We start from the raw sequence: 26,036 nt of genomic DNA on the forward strand, positions 1-26,036 counted from the left end.
CCAGCGTCCAAGTGCTGGTTACTATAGAAGCGCGAAGCCCCGCTACTCGGCGGCTATTGCCTGTGCCTCGTCGACATGCTCATTAAATTTTGTCCACTTCAGGTCACCGCGATAGCGCCAGGTCAACTTGCCCTCCTCATCCATAGCAATCAGGTGAAGCCAGCCATTGTCGAACAGTTCACGCACGCCGGGATGACGAGCCAGAATGTCTGACATCGCCTCTCGCGGGGCTTCGATTATGACAGACAGGCGCAGCGGATCGTGTTGGTATGCAGCGCCATCGTGGACGGACTGCCAAGGTAACCCAGGACGCGGAGAGCCTGTGTTGCCCTCTAGAACTCCGATACCGCCAACTACGTTGTGCAGCAGTTTGTTACCACCTCCGAACAGGTTCGGGGCAACGGTCGAGCCATAATACTGCAAGCTGATCCAGCTGGCGACGACAACCGGTGCGGTCATTATCAACTCCAGCACATTGAATTCATCATCCCTTCGCCAATCGTAGTTGTGCAGGAACGCTTTGCCGGACAGATCCACTCCATCCGTGCGGTTCCGCGGAGCTGCGACAAAGGCACGGCATCCTGCAAGGCCCCATTCCGGACGAGTCTCGGCCCAGTCTCGTGCCCGCTTTAGAATTCTGTCGGCGCCATCAGCACGGGGCAGACGGTGCATCCGCTCTGCACGGGCGAGGTTTCCCGCTGCATCCAGCCATGTTTTCAAAAGCGCGAGTTTGTCGGTCGGTACTCCAGCAGGCAGGTCCAGTTCGTACACCAAAACCTCATCTGTGGTTGTGTTATGTAGTGCCGGCAGAAAGACGGTGTCAGAAGGGATGTCGACGCCATGGTCACGCAGACCAAGCTTCACGTCAGGCTCGTTCAATAGTGCCGCCAGAAGACGGGCATTCACATCGCCGGCATAGCCACCGCATGCACCGCACTGTAACGCACTTTGATGCGGGTTGTTGGTAACGTCGGCGCCATGACCGGCCAGCATCACAATCGGTGCGAAGCCCTTTGTAAGCGACATCGCCGACAACACGGATTTCGCCAGTTCAACCCGAGTTTTCAAGTCGATGGATGGGTCCAGCTGTGGTGCCGGGTCAGCGTTCGCTTTACTCCCCAAACCTAGCGAGTCTCGTATCAGTTTTCCGGCATAGAGGGGGCCGGTTGCTTCGACGAAGGCAAATGACGAGACGGCGGCCAATTTGAACCGTCCCCAGGCGCGTTTGGCCCGAGCGGTATAGCGACGGCTTAGATCAGCTTTCTCTGACTCCGCCGCGCAGGATGACATGCCAGCTTGTAAAAGAACCGGACCGCGTAGTTCGGTCACATCAGAACCTGCCGCTTTGTGTGCGCTAGCAAGGCCGAAGAACCCAGCGAACCCAATCGTTTCTATCTTGGCATCCTGCGCTTCAAAGGCCCGACGAAAAACCTCTGAGCGGACATCGATGCAAAAGGCCGCCTGCACCTCGGGGCGGCCCTGTGCATTACGTGGTTTCCCACCAAGCAGAGTTTTTGCAAGCAGGCGCTGCTGTGCCCGCTCGGATGCATCCTGCAGCACAGTGTCGATCACAAGTTCTTTCGACGGCGTGACCAGGGTTCGGTGTGCTGCAATAACTTCAGCCCAACGCCCGGCAATCTGTTCTTCGTAGAAATTAAATAACGCCTCGTCGAAGACCATACGTACAGCCAGCAGCTCGGTCACCGTGCTGTCACTCGCACCTTCAAGTTCAGCTTGCCACAGGAAATAACGCCCGTACTGAGCCCATCCGCCGAGCGTCATCAGCCAGCGGTGAAAAGCGGTCTTCGCGGCACCCATATCAACGCTAAGCCGTTCCGAAGCCCGGCCGATGGCGCGCCAGTGCGAGCGATTTGTATCGGTCACGAAAGCGCAGAAACCGGACAACCCATGGATCTCGGGCGTCAGATCCCGCGATGCAAATTCACGCCATGAATGAAAGGTACCCCGCGTGTTGGACTGCGGCCAGAACGCTTGGCCCTGATCAAAATGACTGGCCGCCCATGCGCCGATGCGGTCGTCAATCAAACCCGGCCAATCGAAACCCGAGACTTCCGCTGCCAGCTCAGCAACTGTCGGCAAGGCTTGGGCGTCATCTGTCTCGACCTCCAGAGCTTCCCAAATGTCCTGCAATTTGGGTGCATTGAATTGATCCTCGACCGCAGTGACGGCATCACTCAGATCCGTCTTGGTGATGTCACCAGCCTTCAGCAGCGCAGCCCAATGTGACCGTTGAGGCATTATGCGGGCGCCACCCGTCCGTGCCAGGCGCGCGGCAGCGACGGCCAGTGGTTCGCCTGTCTGACCCAAGAAGGGATTCACCGCTACATTTGCCGACAGTGGGAAAAGCGGTGGGATTGCTTTTGCGGCATCGTTGGCTTCGGTCACAAGTTCCAGCAGCGCGGCGGGGTAAACTTCGAGTTTTGCAAACATGGACTCTGTTCCTTTCAGGCTACTGACCGCCTGGACCAACTGTCCAGAAGCTTGTCGAAAACCGCATTGGCATAAAGGCCGTTGGTTAGGTGGACGCGAAGGCCGGCAGCAGTTGGATGCATGGCCCATAACGGGAAGGTGGCTTGGGCAACGGCGACGCCGCCAAAACTTACAAGCGCCAGTATGATAAGCGCCCATTCCAGCGGGCCGGGGTAGGGGGGCTGCGGCAATGTACCAGCTGTCAGGTGCTGTACGATGGCTTGCAGCAGGAAGTAACTGACTGAGGTGACAAGGGCGAAAACGGCGGTGCGTTGCATCAGTTCGCGCGGGGCCGAGTCTGCAAATCCTTGCGCCAGCAAGTAGGCGACACCAAAGATCAGGATTACACCAAGGGCGATGATCTGGATCGACTTGCCGTCAAATCCGATGATCGTACCGACAAGGCCATAGATCACGATTGCAAAGATGAACGCCTGCAAAACGTTCCGTGCACTTGGCACTGCAGTCGGTCCCGGGCGACGGATCGCAGCGACGTTGCGCACAGCCTCACCGGAACTCAGGAAGGCATGCGCCTTGTAGAGCGAATGCGCCACGATATGCAGCAGAGCCAGCGGGAACAGCGCAAGGCCGCATTGCAAGACCATGAAACCCATCTGCGCAATGGTCGACCACGCGAGCGAAGTTTTGACTGCCGACTGGGTCAGCATAACCAATCCGCCAAACAGCGCGGTAAACCCGCCCAGCATAACAAGTAGCGCCATCACCCCCGGGGCAAGTAGCATGACATCTGCAAACCGGATCAGCAGGAACCCACCAGCGTTGATAACACCTGCGTGTAGAAGTGCGGAGACTGGCGTCGGAGCCTCCATCACCTCGGTCAGCCAACCGTGTAGCGGGAATTGCGCAGATGCCAAGACGGCCGCGATGGCAATCAAAAGCGCCGCGGTCATTGACATCCAATTCGCCTCAACCATCGCAAGGATGGTTTCGATATCGCTTGTCCCGGTCGCGGCAATCAAGAGAATGAAAGCCGCTACCAATGTGCCTTCGCTTAGACGTGCAACAACGGCTTTCTTACGTGCTGCACGTCGCGCTGTCTTGCGTTCGGGATAAAACAACAGCAGCCGTTTCAGTAGCAGGCTGATTGCCATCCACGCTGCAAAAAGCTGAAAGAGATTGCCCGACATGACCAAAAGCAGAACTGCGGCCAAGGTCGCTGCCATCCAGCTTGTGAACGCGCCCTGATGCTGTTCCCCGTCCATATATGTCTTGGAATAGCGCAGCACGATCCAGCCAATAAAGCTGACAAGCACGAGCATGATCGAACTCACCGCGTCAAGGCGTATGGACAAACCGAACCCCATGAACCCGATCAGAGCAGATGTGCCGGGACCTTTTACAACCAGCAACGCAGCAGTCAGAGTCGCAATTGCAAAGGCCACAAATGCGGCCACCTCTGTTAGTATCGGCACCGTCCCGGGCCGCTTCCCCGGATGTTGTGCTGCGTGAATTGCAGCCGCAATCAGCACCAGAGGGCTGAGCAGGGGCAAAAAAAGATAAATCATGATCGCGTTCCTTCAGTTCTCGAGGCCAGAAGCCGTTGAGACTGACTAGGGCAGCTATTCTAACAATAAAAATTCATTGTTATTTTAATATCGTTCGATATTTTAGAACGTAATGCCATTGAATTATCATCATCTCCGGTATTTTTGGGCTGTCGCCCATGACGGGAATCTGACCCGAACTGCGCAGCGGTTAAACCTGTCGCAGTCAGCGCTTTCGGTTCAAATCAAGCAACTGGAAGAACGCCTTGACCATGCGCTGTTCGAGCGTCGCGGACGGCAGTTACATCTGACCGAGGCTGGCCGTATCGCACTGGATCATGCAGATGCAATTTTCTCGACTGGGCAGGAACTTGTCGCAACGTTGAGTAGCACCGTGCAGGACCGGAAAGCCCTGCGTGTCGGTGCGCTTGCAACCTTGTCGCGCAATTTTCAGGTCGGGTTTCTCAGGCCCATTCTCTCGCGCATCGACGTCGAAGTTATCCTGCGCTCTGGCAGCCCGACCGAATTGCTCGAGGGGTTGGAAACGTTGAACCTGGACATGGTCCTGATGAACCGCCCACCGCCGGACGACAGTCTGACACCCTATGAAACACACCATATCGGAGAACAAGCTGTCAGCATCGTCGGAACCCCGGAGCGACTGAAACAGGACCGCCCGATCAAAGAGCTACTGAGCAATCAGCCCTTCATTTTGCCGACAACCGACAGCAGCGTGCGCACTGCATTCGATGCAATGGCCAGCCGCCTGTCCGTCCGGCCTCAGATCGCTGCAGAAGTAGATGACATGGCGATGATGCGCCTGTTAGCGCGCGAGGATATCGGGCTTGCTCTGGTCGCACCAATCGTGGTGACGGATGAGCTCAATTCAGGTCGCCTCAAGGAGGCCACCGACCATCCGCGCATCAAGGAAACCTTTTACGCCATAACATTAAGGCGCCGGTTTCCGAACCCCTTGGTCCAGGACCTTCTGGAACAGAATTCTGTGTCTTCTTTTCTGGCCTGAGAGCGCAGAATAACACAGGAACGTCTTGGTATTTTCATCAATTGTCGTGGCTTGAGAAGGCGTGATTTCCCAAGTGTCTTCCTAGTCGCAACACATTTCGTCGTGCATCTTGCCGAGTTCCTGAGCCGTTGTCCTCAATGTCGGGCTCAATACTGCGCTCTAAACACTTTGCCGCAATGCAACTGCCGTTCATCATTCATGCGAACCAACAAAGCCAATAACGCCTATCTAACCCAGAAACCGTCATTCCGATGGAGCGTAGATCAGCCCTTCACTAACATTCAAACTGTGCTGTGTAGACGGGGTTGATCACTAAAAAACCCTCTTGCACATCCAAACCCTCGGGTATAGATCACCCGCCACGGTCGGAGTGTAGCTCAGCCTGGTAGAGCACTGTCTTCGGGAGGCAGGGGTCGGAGGTTCGAATCCTCTCACTCCGACCAAATCAACTGCTTGATGTGTAACGCATCTTCGTCAGTTCTAGGTTACAGCACGCACCGAAGTGCATATGTCTGTCACTCTCTCGTCAATCGCATCCTCGCGTTGCCCGTTCTACGGAGCAAGCAGTATGGCAACCATTAGGAAGCGTGGAATCAAGTGGCAGTGCATCGTTAGACGTAACGACAGGACGGCTAGCAAATCATACGGTAAACGCAGCGACGCAGTGAGGTGGGGCAATACAGTCGAAGCAGACAGGCCGATGATGGAACGGTTGATGCGTGACGGTGCATTGAACGGCTGGAGCGGTGATGCGCAGCGCCTGTTCGACGAGATCAGCAACCGACCGGAGTGGGCGCACGAGCAAGCCGCTGCAGGCTTGGCTCAGTTGGTGCAGCTCGGACTGATTGCGCTGCCAGAGAGTGACGTGCCAGTGGTGCACCCAGCGCACTTCGGTCAGATGCCAGCCGGGATGGTCAGTAGTGCGGCGCAAACGATGGACACGCACGCAGAGCGGTCTACGCTTCTAAACGACGATGGGACTATCGAAGGGACGAAGATCGAGAACGCTCCGGAACCCGGTACTACACAAGGTAGCAAGTGGAAGAAGCCGCGCTCACTGTCGAAGAACCAGCGTCTGTAACGCCGTGTTGAAGAACGTGATCTTCGCATCGCAACACTGATTGCAGACAACGAGGCGAAGAACGCTCGTATCGCAGAGCTGGAACTGATGTTGATTGAGGTTGCGCCAGACATCGATGCAAGGCGGTTCAGCGACATCGAACTAGAAGCGCTGCCAGCGAGAGAGAATCGCGAGAAGGTGCAGAGATGACCAAGAGCAGCAAGGCAGAAGTAAACCGCAGGAACCGCCACAGCAACGAGCCAGCACCGGACGCCGTGATCAGACTGTCAGACGCAGTAGCGTTGCGTGCGTTCACAGAGTTATCGGACAACGCGACGGTGTTCCTGAACGGGATGTTGAAGGTTACAATCCGAACCGGGAAGTCAGATGCCTGTCTGGCAGAGGCATCGGCGGTGACGAAGTTGTCCCGATCAATTGCTGTTGATGCGGTTCGTGAGTTACAAGATTGTGGTTTTACTCAGGTGTTCCGGGCTGTAGCGAGCATAGACGGGCGCGGTGATCCGCGAGTCTGAGTGGCTGAGAAACTGGGCTATCTCCTCCTTCGGAATGCCTGCCTCGGCCATATGGGCAGCGGCCGCGTGCTGGAGCACGTGAGGCGAGACGTCAAGCAACCCAGCAGCGACCGCCGTCGCTTTGAAGCTCTTCTTGATGGGCTTCACCGGGCCACCTGCCCGTTCAATTACATAGTCGGAAAACGCGGCCTTTGGCGCCTCCACAAGCGCAGCGCGCAAGCTCGCAGTCATAGGAACAATAGCGTCCCCCTTTCTCTACCCTTCACCCCTACGAAGGTTGATCTGACCTCGCTCAGGCGCTCGTTGGTTGTTAGGTCTTCCTCATGGTCAGACATGAAATTCACCACCTCCCGAAAGTCGCGTTGATCGCTGCGTGTAACCTGCTGATTATCCTGGGATCGGTATTGTTTGAGGCCTCACGGATCGCCTGGAGCCAGCCAATTTCGTTTCTATTAACGGGTTCGCCAAATACTTCCACAACCGCCTCAGCTGCTGCCCGGCCAATCGCCTGTTCCAGCGCAAACTGCATGTCTTCTCTTTAGCGATACTAAGGTTGGGGATGTGCGGAAGGAAACGCGGGATGTTCAACATCTTTATTTTTTGTTGAACATCAGGCATGCTCAACAAAAATTGAATCTGTTGAACACAGCGGGGATAAAGATGTTCACGCACCACTCATCCATAGCGCATGCTGCCTATCACGACCTTCTGCGGTCCTTGCAGGACGATGCTGTTTCGGACATCCGGGGCATCCCCACGCGTGTCGAACGAAACGGTAGGACCTACTGGTATGACACTTACCGTATCGGCTCTGATGTCAAGAAGCGCTACATCGGTGAGGACAGCGAAGACTTGCAGGGAAGGTTGGAGCAGCACAAGGCTTTGAAGGCTCGCCAGGAAGAGCGACGCCGTAGCCGGACACGCCTCGTGCGGCTTCTCAGAGCTGAAGGTTTTCTGGGCTTGGATGCGGCGACAGGCAGCATGCTTTCGGCGATGGCGGCGTCCGGTGTATTTCGTCTCGGAGGCACCATTGTGGGCACCCATGCCTTTCGCCTCTACGAAGGTGCCTTGGGTGTCCGTTTCGACATGGATATGGCGGCTCACACCGATGACATCGACATCGCTAGCTTCTCAAGATTGTCACTGGTGCTGGAGGATGCCGCATTCCCACCACTTGAGAATGTGTTCGGCGATTTTGACTTCGCTCCGCAGCCCAGTCTCAAGGCTGGTCGCACCTGGCGCTGGAAACAGACGCGCGGCGATACACTCGTCGAGTTTCTAACGCCATCCTTCGGTGAGGATGAAAGTGTGCGCGAACTGCCTGCTTTGGGTGTGGATGCACAAGGGCTGCACCATTTGAACTACCTGATCGCAGAACCGATCAAAGCTGCTGTCACTTACCGTAGTGGCGTATTGGTGCAGATCCCGCAGCCCGAGCGTTATGCCATCCACAAGCTGATCGTTGCAGATCGTCGTCTCGGCGAAGAAAGCCTCAAGGCTGAAAAAGATCGGCGTCAGGCAGCGTTCCTGATTGACGTGCTTGCTGAAGATCGGCCCGATGAGTTGCAGGACGCCTACGAAGATGCTCTCTCTCGTGGCCCTAAGTGGCGCTCCCGGATCAAAGCCAGCCTGAGCCGGATGCCAAAGATACAGCGCCTGCTACAAGAACAGTAAGGAGCGCGCGATAGTAGACAGTTCTCCTTGGTTCAATGAACCTGTCGAACCGGGGCAGGACTGGTTGGATTGGTAAAGCTGCCTGAAAATCAGCGCTTCTATGACCTAAAATCAATGGCTTGGCCATCTACACCGATCTTCGGGAGGCAGGGACCGGAGGTTCGAATCCTCTCATTCCGACCAATAAAACAAGGCGCCCACAGGGCCGCCTGCCCATTCCGCTACGTAGTCGGACAAAGCTGCCTTTCGTGCCTCCACGAGGGCAGCACGTAGGCTCGCCTCTACGAAGTTGCCTTGGGTGTCCGTTTCGACATGGGTATGACAGCTCATACCGATGACATCGACATGGCGGATCCTCCGTTTTCCCAAATACAACGCGGACGACTTCAGCGAGGGAGGATCGACGGCAAGCACCTCTTCTACGGTATATTTAGTGGTCCATCGCGCTTCTTCCTCGGTCGGGGCTGTATTACGCACCCCCGGTCTTATGGAAGCGAACCACTGCGGTTGGAAAGGACCATTTGGTGCGAAACAGAGACTAAACAATGTCGATAACAGTAGGTTTCTCTACGACGTTAAGTCAGCGGATCAGTACGATATAGGCGAATTTTGGTGCCGCCATGGTCAACGATCGGTCCCGGTGGCAACATCGGAAGGCGGGTGGCGCGTGCAAGTCCCGGGGTTGTGGTAACGATGCCGACGCGCCAGCCCAGGAAGCGGCTCATTAATACCTTTCCCAATGTGCCATAAAGCGAGCGCAGTCGCTTTTCATCGCCAATTCTGGCCCCGTAAGGAGGATTCACGATCACGAGGCCTTCAGGTCCTTCAGGTGGTTTGATGTCGCTGATCGAGCGGTGTTGAAAACGGGTGACATTGGAGACACCGGCGCGATCTGCGTTGGTAGTTGCGGCCTCAATGGCGCCTGCATTGCGATCAGAGCCGAAATAGATCGACTCCAGTGCGGGTGCTGCCGGATTTTGTCGCAGATCCTGCCAGGTATTCCGGTCAAATGATGCCAGATATTCGAACGCAAAGGTGCGGGTCCGACCGGGATTCAGGCCGAGAGCAATCTCAGCCGCTTCAATCGGGAAGGTGCCAGATCCGCACATGGGGTCTAGAACCGGTTCGGATCCGTCAAACCCGCATTCGCGCAAGAACATTGCGGCCATGGTTTCGCGCATTGGGGCTTTTGCAACGGCGGGTTTATGGCCGCGCTTATGCAGTGGCTCGCCTGAACTGTCGACTGAAAATGTGCAGATATCCTTTTCGATTCGCAGCAGAACCCTTATGGGAGCTTCGGTTGAGATCGGAGCGCCCAGCGTTTCGGATATCGCCCTCTCGACACGCTGACGCGCTGCGCCCGCGTGATAGATGCGGGATTTCCGACTGGTGGCTTCGACTTTGATCGGTACGTTCGGGCGAAAATGTTCTGCCCATGGAAACTTGCGCGCTCGTTTGTCCAGCTGCGCCAGATGAACCGCTGGGAAACTGCCCAGGCGAACCAGAACCTTGTTTGCCCCACGCAGCTGCAGATTTGCGCGCCAGACCTCGGGCCAGTCACCGCGGCATGTCACGCCTCCGGGGGTGATGCGTGCGCCGGCAAAGCCGCGTTCACGAGCTTCGGCGCATAAGGGGGCTTCGAGGCCCGGTGTGGCGACAAGAAATATCTCGAGATCTTCAGTATTTTCCATCTCGGATGCTTACACCGGATGATCTGCGGACGCGACTGGCAAATTCCGCGACGCAATTCGCTGGCATTTTGACGCAATTCCAACGAAAGTGGTGCCTGCATGCCAGTTTCAGCGGTAACAGGTTTGCGTTTCGAGCCACGCTTGCGTAAAGGAGCGTGGATTGAAGTTGCGCCTGCGCGCGCGACCGGTGTCTTGGATGCGTGTCAACGCATCGCGCCCCATTGCCGGGTGCGGACATACCAAAGCAACAGCCCGGATTTCGGGGCGCAGGGAAGAAGGCTTGGAAGAACAGAGCGACATGCAGACTTTCAAACTCAAAAAAGGGCTAAACCTGCCGGTTGAGGGCGCGCCCGAACAGAAAATCCAGCCGGGGCCCGAGTTCTCGTCGGTCGCGGTTCTGGGAGGAGACTATATCGGTCTCAAGCCCAAAATGCTGGTGCAAGAGGGCGATGCGGTCCAACGTGGCACTCCGCTATTCTGTCATAAGGATGCGCCTGATGCGATGATGGTTGCGCCGCTGACCGGCAAGGTCGTGGCGATCAATCGCGGGGCGCGCCGAGTATTGCAGAGTGTCGTGATCGAGGTCTCTGATGCCAATGATGGTGGCGTGGATTTCTCGGGCATCGGAGACTCCGAGACCGCCGAAGGTGTCGCGGCCAAGCTGTGCGCCGCTGGGCTGTGGACGTCTTTCCGCACACGCCCCTATTCGAAGATGCCTGAGCCGGGCACCAAGCCCGCTGCGATTTTCGTGACCGCGATGGATAGTGATCCGCTGGCAGGCGATGCGGCATTGATCATTTCAGATGCCGGTGAAGCGTTTGCAGAAGGTCTCGCAGCTGTCTCAAAGCTGACTGAAGGTACGACTTATCTGTGCCAGCAAGAGGGAGCATCGGTTCCCGGAGCAGACTTACCGGGCGTTGAAGCTGCTGCGTTTTCCGGGCCGCACCCCTCGGGTCTGGCGGGAACGCACATCCATTTCCTCGAGCCACTGGCCGGGGACAAGCAGGTTTGGACCGTAGGCTATCAGGACGTGATCGCGATTGGTCGCCTGATGCAGACCGGTCATCTGGACCAGAATATCGTGATTGCGCTGGCAGGGCCGGGGGCACGTCAACCGCGCCTGATCCGCACCGTGATGGGCGCATCGACCGATGACCTGACCCGAGACGAAGTATCTGTCGACGGTACCGCGCGGATTATCTCGGGTTCGATCTTGTCCGGGCGGCATGCTGAAGGGCCGACAGCCTATCTCGGCCGTTTCGCGCGACAGATCAGCATTATTCGTGAAGACCATGACCAAATCCCGATGGGTTGGATTCGTCCGATGCCGTCCAAATACTCGGTACAGCCTGTTTTGGGCTCGGCCTTTGCCAAGAAGCTCTATGCGTTCACCTCGAACCTGAACGGTGGCCGCCGCGCCATGGTGCCGACGGGCGTGTTCGAAGAGCTGATGCCGCAGGATTATCTGCCCACACAATTGCTGCGCGCGCTCTTGGTGATGGATACCGATACCGCGCAGGCGCTGGGTGCGTTGGAGTTGGACGAAGAAGATCTGGGCCTTGTGGGCTTTGCCTGCCCGGCAAAATATGAATACGGGCTGGCGCTGCGCGACTGCCTCACCAAGATTGAAAAGGAGGGCTGATCCACATGGGTTTGCGCAGCTTCTTCGATCGGATTGAGCCGAACTTTACCAAAGGCGGCAAGTACGAGAAGTATTTCCCCATCTATGAGATGGTGGAGAGCTTTATCTACACTCCGAAAACCGTCACGACCGTCGCGCCGCATGCGCGCTCTTACGTAGATATGAAGCGGATCATGACCTATGTCGTGATCGCTACGATCCCTTGTATCCTTTGGGGGATGTACAACACCGGCTATCAGGCGAACTCGGCCATTGCCGCGTTGGGGCCCGACTCGGCAACTGGCTGGCGGATTGCGATCCTGCAGATGTTCGGGATCTCGCTGAACCCTGAAAGCGTATTCGCCAATGTGATGCATGGATTGATGTATTTCTTACCGATATACATCACCACTTTGGTGGCAGGCGGTATCTTCGAGGTCATCTTCGCCACCGTGAGGGGCCATGAGGTGAACGAAGGTTTCCTTGTTACCTCAATGCTTTACACGCTGATCATGCCTGCGACCGTACCTTTGTGGCAGGTTGCATTGGGGATCATATTCGGTGTCGTGATCGGCAAGGAAGTGTTTGGCGGCACAGGTAAAAACTTCCTGAACCCAGCTCTAGTGGGGCGTGCGTTCCTGTACTTCGCCTATCCCGCACAAATGTCGGGAGACTCGGTCTGGACCCCGGTTGATGGTTTCTCCGGCGCGACCGCGTTGGGCATTACTGCGGCTGAGGGCGTTCAGGCGCTGGCGGCTGATGGGATCACCTGGGCCAACGCCTTCTTCGGGCAAATCCAGGGCAGCTTTGGTGAGACATCGACGCTGGCTTGTATGATCGGTCTGGCCTTCCTGCTGACGACCAAGATTGCCAATTATCGCCTGATCGTGGGCTGTCTGGCAGGCACGATCGGCTTCACGCTGCTGCTGAACCTGATCGGATCGGACACCAACCCGATGTTCGCGATGCCTTGGTACTGGCACATTGTTCTTGGGGGCTATGCCTTCGGCTTGGCGTTCATGGTAACCGAGCCCGTCTCGGCCAGCCACACCAACACGGGCCGCTACATCTATGGCGCGCTGATTGGTATCATGGTTGTGATGATCCGCGTCATCAATCCGGCTTTCCCCGAGGGTATGATGCTGGCAATCTTGTTCGGAAACGTTTTTGCGCCACTGATCGACTATTTCGTCGTCCAGGCCAATATCAAACGGAGGGCGCGTCGCCATGTCTGATACGCAATCCAACGAACCCAAAGGCGCGATCGCCAAATTTCTGGCGGCTTCGCCGGACTCGGTTGGCAAAACGATCTTTATTGCCGTGGCCGTCTGCCTTGTTGCCTCGATGGTCGTGTCCGCCGCTGCGGTCAGCCTGCGCCCGGTGCAGGAAGTCAATCGACTGAAAGATAAGCAGATCAACGTTCTGCAGGTCGCCGGCATCTACGAACCGGGTATTGACGTGACCGAGGCATTCGCCGCCTTTGAACCGCATGTACTGGAATTGTCGACCGGTGATTTCGTAGACGATCAGTTCGACCCGACCACCTTCGATGATATCGCCGCTGCCAGCGATCCAGAACTGAGCGTCGCTCTGGATGACGACCCGGCTGGGATCGGACGCAAGTCTAATTACCGCGTGATCTATCTGCTGCGTGATGATGCAGGCGCACTGGACAAGGTAATCCTGCCGCTTCACGGTTATGGCCTGTGGTCTACGCTCTATGGCTTCATCGCGCTGGAAAACAACGGCAACGATATCTTCGGCCTTCAGTTCTATCAGCACGGCGAGACACCCGGTCTGGGTGCCGAAGTGGACAACCCACGCTGGAAAGCGCTGTGGAACGGCAAGAAGCTGCGTGACGATGCAGGTGATCTGCAGATTACCGTTGCCAAGTCGCAACCTGCTGCAGGCCCCGATTTCTATGTCGACGCGCTGGCAGGTGCCACGCTGACCTCGGTCGGTGTCGATAACCTGGTGAAATTCTGGATGGGCGACGCGGGCTATGCTCCGTTCCTGGCCAAACTGCAAGCAGGAGAGCTCTGATGTCTCAGACCAAGAAAGAGATGCTGGTCGACCCGCTTGTCGACAACAACCCGATCACGCTGCAGGTGCTGGGCATCTGTTCGGCGCTGGCGGTGACCTCGTCACTGCAGGTATCGATGGTGATGGCGCTGGCGGTGATCTTCGTGACCTCGTTCTCGTCCTTCTTCATCTCATGCCTGCGCAATCAGATCCCGGGTTCGATCCGGATCATCGTGCAGATGGTGATCATCGCGTCTTTGGTGATCCTAGTAGACCAGATCCTCAAGGCCTATGCATTTGAAATTTCCAAAACACTGTCGGTCTTCGTCGGCCTGATCATCACCAACTGCATCGTGATGGGCCGCGCCGAGGCCTTTGCGATGAAGAACCCCCCGGTCGCGTCTTTCATCGACGGTATGGGTAACGGAATGGGCTATGGCCTGATCCTGCTGCTGGTCGGCTTCATTCGTGAGCTGTTCGGGGCCGGGTCGTTGTTCGGTGTCACCATTCTGGAGACCGTCAACAATGGTGGCTGGTACGTGCCCAACGGCATGCTGCTGCTGCCCCCGTCGGCGTTCTTCATCATCGGTCTGATCATCTGGGCCTTCCGCACATGGAAGCCGAACCAGGTGGAAGAGCGTGAATACAAAATCCAGCAGGTAGAGGCCCACTGATGGAAGGTCTGATTTCACTGGCCGTAAAGGCCATCTTTGTCGAAAACCTTGCGCTGAGCTTCTTTCTGGGGATGTGTACCTTCATCGCCGTGTCGAAGAAGATCTCGACCGCGCTGGGTCTGGGGATTTCGGTCATGGTCGTGCAGGCCATCACCGTGCCTGCTAACAACCTGCTGCTGAACTATCTTCTTAAACCGGGCGCGTTGGCATGGGCCGGGTTCCCGGATGTGGACCTGACCTTCCTTGGCCTGATTTCGTATATCGGCGTGATTGCGGCGATGGTTCAGATCCTAGAGATGGTGCTCGATAAGTATTTCCCGCCGCTCTACAACGCGCTGGGGATCTTCCTGCCGCTTATCACGGTGAACTGCGCCATCCTCGGCGGTTCGTTGTTCATGGTCGAGCGCGACTACAACTTTGCCGAGGCGGCGACTTACGGTCTGTCTTCCGGCTTTGGTTGGGCGTTGGCGATCACCGCGATGGCGGGTGTTCGGGAAAAGCTGAAGTACTCTGATATTCCCGATGGTCTGCAGGGTCTTGGCATTACCTTCATCACCGCTGGACTGATGGCGATGGCCTTCATGTCCTTCTCCGGCGTGAAACTGTAAGGAGGGCGGAATGGAGACCTTTACCCTAGGCGTCGCCCTTTTTACCGTCATCGTTCTGGCCTTGGTGGCCATCATCATGGCGGCGCGGTCTAAGCTGGTATCGACTGGCAACGTGAACATTACCATTAATGGTGAGAAAACCATTTCGGTCCCGGCGGGTGGCAAGCTGCTGCAAACGTTGGCAGCAGAGAAATTGTTCGTGCCCTCCGCCTGCGGCGGTGGCGGTACATGTGCACAATGTCGCGTGCGCGTGCATTCCGGCGGTGGATCGATCCTGCCGACCGAAGAAAGCCATATCACCAAACGCGAAGCGTCGTGCGGTGACCGGCTATCCTGTCAGGTTGCGGTCAAGCAGGACATGGACATTGAAGTTCCCGAAGAGGTCTTCGGCGTCAAGAAATGGGAATGCACCGTTCGCTCGAACGAGAATGTGGCGACCTTCATCAAGGCTCTGACGCTGGATCTGCCTGAAGGCGAAGATGTGAACTTCCGCGCCGGTGGTTATATCCAGATCGAAGCGCCTGCGCACCAGTTGGCCTATACCGATTTCGATGTTGAAGAAGAGTATCGGGAAGACTGGGATCGTTTCAATCTGTGGCAGTACAAATCCGTCGTCGCCGAACCGATTGAGCGCGCCTATTCGATGGCCAACTACCCGGACGAGAAGGGCATGATCATGCTGAACGTCCGCGTGGCTTCACCCCCTCCGGGGTCCGAAGGTATCCCGCCGGGTCAGATGTCGTCGTATATCTTTAACCTGAAACCGGGCGATATGGTCACAATCTCGGGCCCGTTTGGCGAGTTCTTTGCTCGCGAGACCGAGAAAGAGATGGTCTTCATCGGTGGTGGTGCCGGTATGGCCCCGATGCGCAGCCACATCTTCGATCAGCTCAAGCGCCTTGAAAACCGCAACCGCAAGATCAGCTTCTGGTACGGTGCGCGCTCGAAAAAAGAGATGTTCTTTGTCGAGGATTTCGACACTCTGGCCAAAGAGTTCGACAATTTCGAATGGCACGTCGCCTTGTCGGATGCCCAGCCCGAGGATGACTGGAAAGGTTATACCGGCTTTATCCACAACGTGCTGTTCGAGGAATACCTGAAGAACCACCCCGCGCCGGAAGATTGCGAATACTATATGTGTGGCCCGCCAATCATGAACCAGTCGGTCATCAACATGCTGCTGGATTTGGGCGTGGACCGCGAAGATATCATGCTCGACGATTTCGGCGGGTGATACCAAAAAAAACCGGCGCTTCAGGGCGCCGGTTTTTTCTTCTCGGCTACGGTGAAGGATTACAAACGCAGATCGCTTGCCTCTATCGGCAAGCAGGATTTGACGTCGAACAAAACGCTTTGGTCTTTGCCATATCTTCGAATTTCGCTTGGATCGAGCGCCAGGTATTCGCGATGCGCAACGGCCACCACGATGCCGTCATACGTTCCGGAATGGGCCTTATCGATCAGCGATATACCGTATTCATCGAACGCTGATTGCGGGTCGGCATGCGGATCATGCACATCCACTGCAACGCCGTAGTCCTGCAATTCGGTCACGATATCGATCACTCGGGTGTTGCGCAGATCGGGGCAGTTTTCCTTGAAGGTTAGCCCCAACACCAATACGCGCGCCGCGCTGACATTGATGCCTTCGCGGGTCATCCGTTTGACGAGTTGTGAAACGACATAACTGCCCATGCCATCGTTCAGGCGCCGCCCTGCCAGTATGATTTGAGGGTGATGACCAACGGCTTCGGCCCTGTGGGTCAGGTAGTAGGGGTCGACGCCGATGCAATGCCCGCCGACCAGTCCGGGTCGGAAGGGCAGGAAATTCCATTTGGTGCCCGCCGCGCGCAGCACGGCGTCGGTGTCGATCCCCAGACGACCAAAGATCATCGCCAATTCGTTCACCAGCGCGATGTTCAGATCACGCTGCGTGTTCTCGATGACCTTTGCGGCCTCGGCGACGCGAATGCTCTCGGCTTTGTGGGTCCCGGCGGTGATGATCCGCGCGTAAAGGGTATCGACCAGATCCGCGACCTCGGGTGTGGAGCCAGAGGTGACTTTGCAGATATCGGCGATCCGATGAGTTTTGTCACCGGGGTTAATCCGTTCTGGACTGTACCCCGCAAAGAAATCGCGATTGAATGTCAGGCCCGAGACCTGTTCCAGCACCGGCACGCAATCATCTTCGGTGGCGCCGGGGTAAACGGTGGATTCGTAAATCACTAGATCGCCGGGCTTTAGCACTGCGCCAACCGTTTCAGATGCGCTGAGCAATGGGGCAAGATCAGGCTGTTTGCCCGCAGTAATCGGCGTGGGGACCGTCACGATGAAGGTATCACATGTGGCCAGATCCGCCGCGTCGGTGGTGAAGGTCAATCCATCTGCCGCGCTCAGCTCAGCAGGTTCAACTTCAAGCGTCGTATCTTCTCCGGCACGAAGCGCGGCAATCCGCTCGGCATTGATGTCGAACCCCAGCACTGGCCCGATCCTGCCGAAAGCCACTGCCAGCGGCAGGCCGACATAGCCGAGGCCGATCACAGCAATCTTGCGGGCATTCGGGTCGGTTTCAAACATGCCGGTCACTCAGATCATTTCCCGTAATATTCTCGGAACCACTTGACGAATTGCGCAACGCCGTCCTTGAAGTCGGTCTGCGGACGATATCCGGTCAGGCGTTGCAGCAATGCGCTATCAGCCCAAGTCGCCGGCACATCGCCCATTTGCATGGGCATGTAATTCCGGATGGCTTTCTGGCCAATCGCGTCTTCGATGGCTTCGATGAAATCCATCAGACGCACTTTATCGCCGTTCCCGATATTCACCACACGATGCGGTGCGACGGGGGACAGGCTGTCTCCTTCTTCGATCTCATCGCGGTCCGAGGGGCGCACGGGGGGCACGTCGATCAGTAGCCGGATACCACGCACGAGGTCTTCGACATTGGTGAAATCGCGATACATATCCCCGTGATTGTAGATGTCGATCGGACGACCATCGAGGATCGCATCCACGAATTTGAAAAGCGCAAGATCGGGGCGTCCCCAAGGCCCGTAGACCGTGAAGAATCTGAACATGGTCGTCGGAAGGTCCCAAAGGTGCGCATAGGAATGCGCCATCGCCTCGTTTGCCTTCTTGGTGGCGGCGTAGATCGTCAGCTGATGATCGGCTTTTTCAACCTCGGTGAACGGCATCTCCTCATTTGCCCCATAAACCGAAGAGGTCGAGGCCATCAGCAGGTGGTCGACCTTATGCAGTCGGGCGACCTCCATCACGTTGAACGTACCCACAACGTTCGAGTCGATGTAGCTGCGTGGGTTTTCCAGGCTGTAGCGCACGCCTGCTTGCGCTGCGAGATGTACGATGATCTCGGGCTGGAACTCATCAGCGATTTGCATCAGCTTTTCGTGATCTTCCAGCAGGGCTTCGGTTGCGGTGAAATTCGGGTTTTGCAGCAACATCTGATGCCGGCGATGCTTGAGGCTGACATCGTAATAATCCGTCATTCCGTCATAGCCATGTACGCGAAACCCTTCGGACAGCAGCAGTTTGGCCAGATAATAACCGATAAAACCTGCCGTACCCGTGATCAAAACCCGTTTCATGTATCGTACACCGTTGTTCGGAACCTGCCTCTCAGGGATACTTTCCTCGTCGGATCGTCAAGCGGATATTTCAGGTTTCTGATGGGCAGAGGCATTGGGATCAGGATTTGGCGATTGCTGCAACCGGCTTACCGAGTTAGGCATCTGGCCGATGCTGCCGAGATGGATCAAAATTCTTCTGCGCCCGGAATCGGTGCAGACGCAGGGGACTGACCTGTCGACACTGGCCCCTGAGGGCCGGTTTTATGCGGTTGGCGATATCCATGGCAGGCTTGATCTTTTGCAGAGACTTCTGGCCGCGCTGGACGATGCCGTTCCGGTGGTTTTTTTGGGCGACTATGTTGATCGGGGCGATTACAGCGCCCAGGTCTTGCGCCATTTGCGTCATCTCAGCACCAGCCGCCACGGCAGGGCGATCTGCCTGAAGGGCAATCACGAAGAGATGTTGCTGAGCTTTCTCGACAACCCGGCCAAGTTTGAACGCGTTTGGATGCATAACGGAGGAACGCAGACGCTGGCCTCGTTCGGTCTGACCAGCACGCTGGATCTGGGGCCGGAAACTAAGGCCGAGAAGTTGAGACACGCGATGGGTGAGCCCTTGTTGGAGTGGCTGCGGGAACGCCCGCTGCACTGGACCTCCGGCAATATTACCGCGGTTCACGCGGCAATGGACCCAACAAAACCGGTCGAGGCGCAGATGCCTCGGACCTGCCTGTGGGGCCATCCGAATTTCCCCGCGAAGGCGCGCAGGGACAGACAGTGGGTCATTCACGGGCACACAATCATTGATGAGCCATGCGTGCGGGGCAGGGTCGTTTCAATTGATACGGGCGCGTTTGCGACAAACCAGCTTACGGCGGCCGAAATCTCGGATGGGACCATCCGGTTCATTTCGACCAACCGCTCAGGGATCGTATGTAGCTTGGCCTGAGCCTTTAGCCGACGATCATCTGCTTCATCTTGAGCGCTTCGTACTCCAGCTCTTTCAGGCGGAAATGCACCACGTCTCCGATGGTAATAACGCCGCGCAGGTTGCCATCGGTTAGCACCGGCATGTGGCGGAACCGTCCTTCGGTCATGGTTTTCAGCACATCGTTCAGAAGATCTTCGGGGGCGCAGGTTTTGACCTCGGTCGTCATCAGATCAGACACCGATTGCGGCAATGTCTGACCCGGTGTCTCGGCCATACGGCGTACGATGTCACGTTCAGACAAAATGCCCTGCAGTGCGCCGTTCTGGTCCGTTACAACCACGGCACCGATATGTTTGTCGCGCAGGATATCGACAACCGAATGTATCGTGTCGTTCGGGCGCACCGCAAATACTGCATCCCCTTTGCCTTCCAGCAGTTTCGCAACCGTCGAATGGGTCTGTGACAGGTTGGTTTCAACCGACTGACTGCGGGTTGTCGACGCGGCCTTGTCGCCACGTGTAGGGGGCTGGTAAGAGCTTGGGGCCATGGGCGGTCTCCTCTGTCTTGGGATATCTCTGTTCTGTCCACCTTAACGAAGGGGCAGCCGCTGTATAGGGTGCAAATTTGCAGACCGGCGTAACCCGGCCACTTTACAAGGAAATTCGATCACGTGAGCGAACTGTACCTGACCCCGCCCATAGCCGCGTTGATCTTCTTTTTTGTAGTTGTCTGCGGACACAATTTTCGCATGGCCTGGAAGCAGCAACTCCCCGGCTGGCAGAGGCGTGCGTGGGTGTTCGGCGTCCCGGCGGCAATCGGGCTTTTTATGCTGGCCTTTCTGCCGCTCAAGATATGAAGCCGGTTTGACTCTGCGCATGGCCACTGGCATACGCCGGGCACGGATTTTCCCAGGAGATCGCCCGATGCGCCATCTGATTGCTCTGGCTTCGCTGCTTTTTGTGACCGGCTGCCTGTTCGATACCGAACCTGATGTAGTTTCGCTGTCGGGTGAGACGATGGGAACGACGTTCAACATCACCGCAATCGGTGACGATCTGGACGAAGCGGCGCTTGGCGAGGCGGTGCAAGAGACGCTGGCGCAGGTCAATGCGCAAATGTCCAATTGGGACCCAAACTCCGAGGTATCGACCTTTTCCGCCTCAGCCAGCACGGATCCTATGCCGGTTTCTGATGAATTCGCGCTGGTCGTGGAGGCCGCCAACGAGGTTCATGCCAAATCCGAAGGCACGTTTGACGTCACCCTCGGCCCGTTGATCGAACTCTGGGGTTTTGGTCCGCGCAAGCCCGAGGATCCGGTACCTGCAGATGCTGAAATCAACGCCGCTCTGGATCAGGTTGGTCAGGCGCGCCTGCTGACTCTGGATCGGGCGTCGGGGACGCTGGCCAAGTCTGAACCGGGTGTAGGGATTAACTTGTCTGCCATCGCCAAGGGCTACGGGATTGATGCGGTTGCCGCCCGGATTCGCGAAGCGGGGATCGAGAATTACATGGTCGAGATCGGAGGCGATCTTGTGGCCATGGGCGAGAATGACAAGGGTGAGGCCTGGCGGATCGGTATCGAAAAGCCGGAGGCCAGTGCTCAGGCCATTCAGTTGATCGTATCTCTGGATAATCTCGGCATGGCGACCTCGGGCGATTACAAGAATTTCTTCGAACAGGATGGCGTTCGCTATTCCCACATCATCGACCCGACGACCGGGCGCCCGATCACGCATCGCACCACTTCGGTTACGGTTCTGGCAGACAGCGCGATGATGGCGGATGCATGGGCGACGGCGATGCTGGCCTTGGGGCAGGAAAAGGGCATGGAACTGGCCGAAAAGCATAAACTTGCCGTGTTCTTCATCTCGCGGGATGTGACAAGCGGGGAAGAAGCCTATATCACCGTACAAAGCAGCGCGTTCAAGGATGCGCTGGGGACCAACTGACCGGTAGGAACCGTTATGAGCACCTTTATTCTGGCCTTTTTCCTGTTGCTGATCGTCATGGTTGGTATGGCGCTGGGTGTGATGCTGATGGGCAAGACCATCAAGGGCAGCTGCGGTGGCCTGAACGCGATCTCTGGTGCCGATAAATGTGTGGTCTGCCAAAAGGATGTCGATCCCGACAGCCCTCTGCGCGACCAGTTGCAGTGCAAGCGTGCGAAAAAGATGCTGCAACAGATGGAAGGCTAGGATACCCCTCTTGGCATGAGCAAAGCCAGGAACATCCTCTTCATTATGTTCGACCAATTGCGCTGGGACTACCTCAGCTGCTACGGACATCCACATCTCCATACCCCGAATATTGACCGGCTCGCTGCGATGGGCGTGCGTTTTGACCGCGCATACATCCAGTCTCCGATTTGCGGCAGTTCCCGTATGTCGACTTATACCGGCCGCTATGTGCATTCGCACGGTGCGTCGTGGAATGGTATTCCGCTGAAAGTCGGTGAGATGACCATGGGCGATCATTTGCGCAAGGCGGGGATGGGTTGCTGGTTGGTCGGCAAGACCCATATGCGCGCAGATGCCGAGGGCATGGCCCGTTTGGGGCTTGAGCCCGACAGCCTGATCGGTGCGCGCGTAGCCGAATGCGGGTTTGATGTATTTGAACGCGATGATGGGATGCGCCCCGAGGGACCCGATGGTTTCTATGATCCCGGTGGGGCTAAGAAGTACAACGAATATCTGAAGGACAAAGGTTACGACAGTGACAATCCCTGGCACGATTTTGCCAATTCGGGTCTGGATGCAGATGGCAATGTGCTGTCGGGTTGGTTTCTGAAAAACTCATCCGAGGCGGCCAATATCGCCGAGGAAGACAGCGAAACGCCCTATCTGACCTCTCGTGGAATTGAGTTTATGGACGGCCATGAAGGGCCGTGGTGCTGTCACCTCAGCTATATCAAGCCGCATTGGCCTTACATCGTGCCGGAACCCTATGCCTCGATGTACGGCCCCGAGCACGTACTGCCGGTGGTTCGGTCCGAGGCTGAGCGGCAGAATGCGCATCCAGTGCTCAAGGCGTTCATGGACACGAAAATTGGCCAGACATTCTCACGTCAGGATGTGCGCGAGGCTGTGATCCCGGCCTATATGGGCCTGATCAAACAGGCCGATGATCAGATGGGGCGGCTATTCGACTGGATGGAGCAGACCGGGCGGATGCAGGACACCATGATCGTGCTGACCTCGGACCATGGGGATTTTCTGGGCGATCACTGGATGGGGGAGAAGACCTTCTTCCACGATGCCTCAACCAAAATGCCGCTGATCATCTATGATCCATCACCCGAAGCTGACGCGACACGCGGCACCACCTGCGACGCGCTGGTCGAATCCATCGATCTGGCCCCCACCTTTCTGGAGGTTGCAGGCGGAGAACCCGCCGGACACATCCTCGAAGGGCATTCGTTGCTGCCGATTCTACATGGGCAATCCGACAACACCCCGCGCGATGTCGTTATCTGCGAATACGACTATTCTGCTTCGCCCATTGCCCAGATGCTGAATGCTTCGGTGCGGGATGCGGTCATGTTCATGGTCGCAAACGAGAAATGGAAGCTGGTCCATTGTGAGGGTGGCTATCGCCCGCTTTTGTTCGATCTGGAGACTGATCCAGATGAACTGACCGATCTGGGCGAAAGCGATGAGCACGCAGACATTATCGCCGAGATGTATGACTATCTATTTGCCTGGGCCCGCCGTCCGTCTCAGCGCACAACCCGGTCCGAGGAGCAGCTGTTGAACATGCGCGGATCGAGCCGTGGAACAGGCGTAGTGATTGGTATCTACGACGAAAACGATATGCCGCTTGAGCTGACCGTGAAATACCGCAACCGTAAGGCACGGCCATTTGGGGATTACAAGGCAGATTAATTCTGCCCTTGCAGCGCCGAAAGACGGTTCAACCTTGCGCGGGCAGGGGGTAGAAGGTGGCAACACTGCACCCGGAGAGCTTTCATGACCGCCCCCAAACCCGTTGTCCTGTGTATCCTTGATGGTTGGGGCCTGTCTGAAGACACCAAAGCCAACGCACCCTATCTGGCCAATACCCCGAACTTTGATGCCCTTATGGCGGAAGGTCCTCGTGCGCAGCTGATTACGCATGGGCCGGATGTGGGTTTGCCCAGCGGTCAGATGGGTAACTCCGAGGTTGGTCACACCAATATCGGGGCAGGGCGCGTGGTCGCGATGGATCTGGGACAGATTGATCTGGCCATCGAAGACGGCTCGTTCTTTGACAATCACGCGCTGCAGGACTTCATCGCTAAGGTGAAAACTGCAGGTGGGGCAGCCCATCTGATGGGTTTGGTTTCGGATGGTGGAGTACACGGGCATCTGGATCACATCGTGGCCGCCGCCAAGGCCATCACCGATGCGGGCATCCCGGTCGTATTGCATGCCATTACGGACGGGCGCGATGTGGCTCCGAAATCAGCCTTTACCTATATCTCGGAGCTTGAAGACCGTTTGCCCGAAGGAGCAAAGATCGTCACCGTCTGCGGCCGCTACTTTGCCATGGATCGAGACAATCGTTGGGAGCGGGTGTCCGAGGCGTACAACGCCATCATCAAAGCGCAGGGCAGGGTGGAAAACACCGCCCATTTTGCCGTGGATCATGCCTATAACCAATCGGAAACGGACGAGTTCATCACGCCCACGGTGCTTGAGGGCTATGCGGGGCTGAAAGATGGTGACGGCTTCTTCTGCCTGAACTTCCGCGCCGACCGCGCCCGCGAAATTCTGCGCGCCATCGGTGAGCCCGGCTTTGCCGATTTCGACACCGGCCCGCGCCCAGAACTGTCGGCGCTGCTTGGCATGGTCGAGTATTCCGATGGCCACAATGACTACATGACCACTGTTTTTCCCAAGCGCGATATCGTGAATACTCTGGGCGAATGGGTCGCAAAACAGGGCTTGCGCCAGTTCCGGTTGGCCGAGACCGAGAAATACCCTCATGTCACCTTTTTCCTGAACGGCGGTAAGGAACAGGCTGAAGGGGGCGAGGACCGCTTTATGCCCAAGTCGCCCAAGGTGGCGACTTATGACATGCAGCCCGAGATGTCCTCGGTCGAAGTGACCGAGAAATTCGTCGGAGCAATACATGCCGGGTATGATCTGATTGTCACCAATTACGCGAACCCTGATATGGTCGGCCACACGGGCGACCTGCAAGCGGCGATTGATGCCTGCGAAGCCGTTGATCAGGGTTTGGGGCAAGTGGTTGCCGCCTTGAAACAGGTCGGTGGCGCGATGATCGTGACTGCGGACCATGGCAATTGCGAAATGATGGTCGATCCGCAAACAGGTGGCCCGCACACCGCGCATACGCTAAACCCGGTGCCTGTCGTTTTGGTCGGTGGTCCTGAGGGCGCAGGTTTGCGCGATGGACGGCTGGCCGATCTCGCGCCGACGCTACTGCAGCTCATGGAACTACCGGTGCCTGCTGAGATGACCGGGCAAAGCCTGCTGACATGAGGGTATTCTGGCTCAGCCTGACATTGCTCTGGCCGTGGCCTGCGATGGCTCAAGACAGCCCGTCTGAGGCCGCGTTGGAGGCTGCGCAAATGCTGGAGCAGGCCTCGATTGCTCTGTCGGAGGCTGACTCGGCCCGTGACCGCGTGCGTGCGCTGACCGAAACGATCCAGGCCTATGAGGTTGGGTTGACGGCGATGCGCGACGGTTTGCGCCGAGCGACGCTGCGTGAAGCCCAATTGACCGCAGAACTGCAGGCGCGCGAACAAGATGTGGCGCGATTGCTGGGCGTGCTGCAAACCATTGAAACGACCGCTCCACCAGTGCTGATGCTGCACCCGTCAGGGCCCTTGGGGGCAGCACGAACCGGAATGATGCTGTCCGAGGTCACACCGGGCCTGAACGCACAGGCCCGGGCGTTGGCGGCTGATCTGCAAGAGGTTCAGACGCTACGGCAGCTTCAGCAAAGCGCTGCGGATACGCTGACCGAGGGCCTGTCAGGCGTGCAGGATGCTCGAACGAAGCTGAGTCAAGCGATTGCAGACCGCACCGACCTGCCGCGCCGTTTTGTCGAAGATCCGGTGCGCACGGCCATTCTGATTTCATCGACAGAAACACTGGATGGGTTTGCCAGCGGCCTGTCCGAGATTTCAGCGGGCGAAATTGCGGTGACCACTGCCGATATCGCTGATCTCAAAGGCCAGATCGCGCTGCCGACGCAAGGTGTGATCCTGCATAGAGCGGGTGAGACGGATGCCGCAGGGGTCACGCGTCCGGGGTTGGTGCTGGGCACGCGCCCGCGCGCACTGGTTGTGTCACCGACGGCTGCGACGATCCGCTATCGTGGCCCTCTGCTGGATTTGGGGAATCTGGTGATCCTGGAGCCTCAGCCTGATCTGCTTTTTGTGTTCTCTGGCCTGCAAGAGGTCTATGGTCAGCCCGGACAGGTGATCCCCGAGGGTACTCCGGTCGGTCTGATGCCCGGTGAAACACCGGGAATCGGCGCTATTATGTCAACAAGCAGTGATGGCACTGGAACTGACCGGTCAGAAACGCTCTATATAGAGGTAAGACAAGACAACAGCCCCGTGGATCCGGACAATTGGTTCCGGATGGACAAGGATGGATAGACGAGT

Annotated in this window: 23 protein-coding genes and 1 tRNA gene; 17 read left to right on the forward strand and 7 right to left on the reverse strand. The window is 57.0% G+C overall.

The window, feature by feature from the left end; translation table 11 throughout:
- Window positions 1–42 precede the first annotated feature (42 nt).
- Together ACR0AZ_RS18115 and ACR0AZ_RS18120 are read right to left on the reverse strand one after the other, a co-directional pair.
- The gene (locus ACR0AZ_RS18115) at window positions 43–2,451 is read right to left on the reverse strand and encodes a YbcC family protein (protein ID WP_480668019.1); all 2,409 of its coding nucleotides are present in this window, start codon (window positions 2,449–2,451) and stop codon (window positions 43–45) included.
- Between the two features lie 14 nt (window positions 2,452–2,465).
- A complete protein-coding gene (locus ACR0AZ_RS18120; protein ID WP_480471973.1) occupies window positions 2,466–4,016 on the reverse strand; it encodes an NADH-quinone oxidoreductase subunit L in 1,551 nt (516 codons plus the stop codon).
- Between the two features lie 112 nt (window positions 4,017–4,128).
- Between ACR0AZ_RS18120 and ACR0AZ_RS18125 the strand changes: the two genes are divergently transcribed.
- The 3 genes from ACR0AZ_RS18125 to ACR0AZ_RS18135 all read left to right on the forward strand — a co-directional run bounded on the left by ACR0AZ_RS18125 (window position 4,129) and on the right by ACR0AZ_RS18135 (window position 6,100).
- Window positions 4,129–5,019: a LysR family transcriptional regulator gene (locus tag ACR0AZ_RS18125; protein ID WP_480471972.1), complete on the forward strand. Its 891-nt coding sequence runs from the start codon at window positions 4,129–4,131 to the stop codon at window positions 5,017–5,019.
- A gap of 366 nt (window positions 5,020–5,385) precedes the next feature.
- Window positions 5,386–5,462: transfer RNA gene (locus ACR0AZ_RS18130), tRNA-Pro, on the forward strand.
- 221 nt (window positions 5,463–5,683) lie between these two features.
- Complete coding sequence (locus ACR0AZ_RS18135) at window positions 5,684–6,100, forward strand: hypothetical protein (RefSeq protein ID WP_480668020.1); 417 nt, start codon at window positions 5,684–5,686, stop codon at window positions 6,098–6,100.
- Between the two features lie 437 nt (window positions 6,101–6,537).
- Here ACR0AZ_RS18135 and ACR0AZ_RS18140 read toward each other — a convergent pair whose 3' ends face one another.
- Window positions 6,538–6,843, reverse strand: coding sequence for a tyrosine-type recombinase/integrase (locus ACR0AZ_RS18140; RefSeq protein ID WP_480668021.1), 306 nt, complete (start codon window positions 6,841–6,843; stop codon window positions 6,538–6,540).
- Window positions 6,844–7,272: 429 nt separating this feature from the next.
- Between ACR0AZ_RS18140 and ACR0AZ_RS18145 the strand changes: the two genes are divergently transcribed.
- Window positions 7,273–8,286, forward strand: a complete 1,014-nt coding sequence (locus ACR0AZ_RS18145) for a nucleotidyltransferase family protein (RefSeq protein WP_480472888.1) — start codon at window positions 7,273–7,275, stop codon at window positions 8,284–8,286.
- 575 nt (window positions 8,287–8,861) lie between these two features.
- On the opposite strand, the gene ACR0AZ_RS18150 is transcribed toward ACR0AZ_RS18145, so the two are convergent.
- Window positions 8,862–9,977, reverse strand: a complete 1,116-nt coding sequence (locus tag ACR0AZ_RS18150) for a THUMP domain-containing class I SAM-dependent RNA methyltransferase (RefSeq protein WP_480472861.1) — start codon at window positions 9,975–9,977, stop codon at window positions 8,862–8,864.
- A gap of 298 nt (window positions 9,978–10,275) precedes the next feature.
- Between ACR0AZ_RS18150 and ACR0AZ_RS18155 the strand changes: the two genes are divergently transcribed.
- From ACR0AZ_RS18155 to nqrF, 6 genes are read left to right on the forward strand one after another with little or no spacing between them, the layout of a single operon-like run.
- Window positions 10,276–11,619, forward strand: coding sequence for a Na(+)-translocating NADH-quinone reductase subunit A (locus ACR0AZ_RS18155; RefSeq protein WP_480668022.1), 1,344 nt, complete (start codon window positions 10,276–10,278; stop codon window positions 11,617–11,619).
- Window positions 11,620–11,624: 5 nt separating this feature from the next.
- Window positions 11,625–12,833: an NADH:ubiquinone reductase (Na(+)-transporting) subunit B gene (locus tag ACR0AZ_RS18160; RefSeq protein ID WP_480668023.1), complete on the forward strand. Its 1,209-nt coding sequence runs from the start codon at window positions 11,625–11,627 to the stop codon at window positions 12,831–12,833.
- Window positions 12,826–13,641 carry a Na(+)-translocating NADH-quinone reductase subunit C gene (locus tag ACR0AZ_RS18165; RefSeq protein ID WP_480668024.1) on the forward strand — a complete coding sequence of 272 codons (816 nt, stop codon included), beginning with the start codon at window positions 12,826–12,828 and terminating at the stop codon, window positions 13,639–13,641. Before ACR0AZ_RS18160 ends, ACR0AZ_RS18165 begins: the two co-directional genes overlap by 8 nt.
- The gene (locus tag ACR0AZ_RS18170) at window positions 13,641–14,294 is read left to right on the forward strand and encodes an NADH:ubiquinone reductase (Na(+)-transporting) subunit D (RefSeq protein WP_152460184.1); all 654 of its coding nucleotides are present in this window, start codon (window positions 13,641–13,643) and stop codon (window positions 14,292–14,294) included. Before ACR0AZ_RS18165 ends, ACR0AZ_RS18170 begins: the two co-directional genes overlap by 1 nt.
- Window positions 14,294–14,902, forward strand: a complete 609-nt coding sequence (nqrE, locus tag ACR0AZ_RS18175; RefSeq protein ID WP_050603817.1) for an NADH:ubiquinone reductase (Na(+)-transporting) subunit E — start codon at window positions 14,294–14,296, stop codon at window positions 14,900–14,902. Before ACR0AZ_RS18170 ends, nqrE begins: the two co-directional genes overlap by 1 nt.
- 10 nt (window positions 14,903–14,912) lie before the next feature.
- The gene (gene nqrF / locus ACR0AZ_RS18180; protein ID WP_480472855.1) at window positions 14,913–16,136 is read left to right on the forward strand and encodes an NADH:ubiquinone reductase (Na(+)-transporting) subunit F; all 1,224 of its coding nucleotides are present in this window, start codon (window positions 14,913–14,915) and stop codon (window positions 16,134–16,136) included.
- Between the two features lie 59 nt (window positions 16,137–16,195).
- Here nqrF and tviB read toward each other — a convergent pair whose 3' ends face one another.
- Together tviB and ACR0AZ_RS18190 are read right to left on the reverse strand one after the other, a co-directional pair.
- Window positions 16,196–17,479 (reverse strand): Vi polysaccharide biosynthesis UDP-N-acetylglucosamine C-6 dehydrogenase TviB, encoded by a 1,284-nt coding sequence (gene tviB / locus ACR0AZ_RS18185; RefSeq protein WP_480471954.1) that lies wholly within the window; start codon window positions 17,477–17,479, stop codon window positions 16,196–16,198.
- A 14-nt stretch (window positions 17,480–17,493) separates the two neighbouring features.
- Entirely contained in the window at window positions 17,494–18,507 is a 1,014-nt protein-coding gene (locus ACR0AZ_RS18190; protein ID WP_480472853.1) for a GDP-mannose 4,6-dehydratase, read from the reverse strand.
- Window positions 18,508–18,658: 151 nt separating this feature from the next.
- Between ACR0AZ_RS18190 and ACR0AZ_RS18195 the strand changes: the two genes are divergently transcribed.
- Window positions 18,659–19,438, forward strand: a complete 780-nt coding sequence (locus ACR0AZ_RS18195; protein WP_480472851.1) for a metallophosphoesterase family protein — start codon at window positions 18,659–18,661, stop codon at window positions 19,436–19,438.
- 4 nt (window positions 19,439–19,442) lie between these two features.
- Here the strand turns inward: ACR0AZ_RS18195 and ACR0AZ_RS18200 are convergent, their stop codons facing one another.
- The gene (locus tag ACR0AZ_RS18200) at window positions 19,443–19,967 is read right to left on the reverse strand and encodes a CBS domain-containing protein (protein WP_480472849.1); all 525 of its coding nucleotides are present in this window, start codon (window positions 19,965–19,967) and stop codon (window positions 19,443–19,445) included.
- Window positions 19,968–20,090: 123 nt separating this feature from the next.
- Between ACR0AZ_RS18200 and ACR0AZ_RS18205 the strand changes: the two genes are divergently transcribed.
- The 6 genes from ACR0AZ_RS18205 (at window position 20,091) to ACR0AZ_RS18230 (ending at window position 26,030) form a co-directional block, all read left to right on the forward strand.
- Window positions 20,091–20,276 (forward strand): hypothetical protein, encoded by a 186-nt coding sequence (locus ACR0AZ_RS18205; RefSeq protein ID WP_480471951.1) that lies wholly within the window; start codon window positions 20,091–20,093, stop codon window positions 20,274–20,276.
- Window positions 20,277–20,343: 67 nt separating this feature from the next.
- Window positions 20,344–21,369: an FAD:protein FMN transferase gene (locus ACR0AZ_RS18210; protein WP_480472847.1), complete on the forward strand. Its 1,026-nt coding sequence runs from the start codon at window positions 20,344–20,346 to the stop codon at window positions 21,367–21,369.
- Between the two features lie 15 nt (window positions 21,370–21,384).
- Entirely contained in the window at window positions 21,385–21,615 is a 231-nt protein-coding gene (gene nqrM / locus ACR0AZ_RS18215; RefSeq protein WP_170692282.1) for a (Na+)-NQR maturation NqrM, read from the forward strand.
- A gap of 15 nt (window positions 21,616–21,630) precedes the next feature.
- Window positions 21,631–23,301 (forward strand): sulfatase-like hydrolase/transferase, encoded by a 1,671-nt coding sequence (locus ACR0AZ_RS18220; RefSeq protein ID WP_480668025.1) that lies wholly within the window; start codon window positions 21,631–21,633, stop codon window positions 23,299–23,301.
- A gap of 84 nt (window positions 23,302–23,385) precedes the next feature.
- Window positions 23,386–24,903 carry a 2,3-bisphosphoglycerate-independent phosphoglycerate mutase gene (gpmI, locus tag ACR0AZ_RS18225; RefSeq protein WP_480472843.1) on the forward strand — a complete coding sequence of 506 codons (1,518 nt, stop codon included), beginning with the start codon at window positions 23,386–23,388 and terminating at the stop codon, window positions 24,901–24,903.
- Window positions 24,900–26,030, forward strand: coding sequence for a murein hydrolase activator EnvC family protein (locus tag ACR0AZ_RS18230; protein WP_480668026.1), 1,131 nt, complete (start codon window positions 24,900–24,902; stop codon window positions 26,028–26,030). The genes gpmI and ACR0AZ_RS18230 overlap by 4 nt, the downstream gene beginning before the upstream one ends.
- The last annotated feature ends 6 nt before the right edge of the window (window positions 26,031–26,036 follow it).

The sequence above is a fragment of the Ruegeria sp. BE3 genome, from assembly GCF_056538865.1.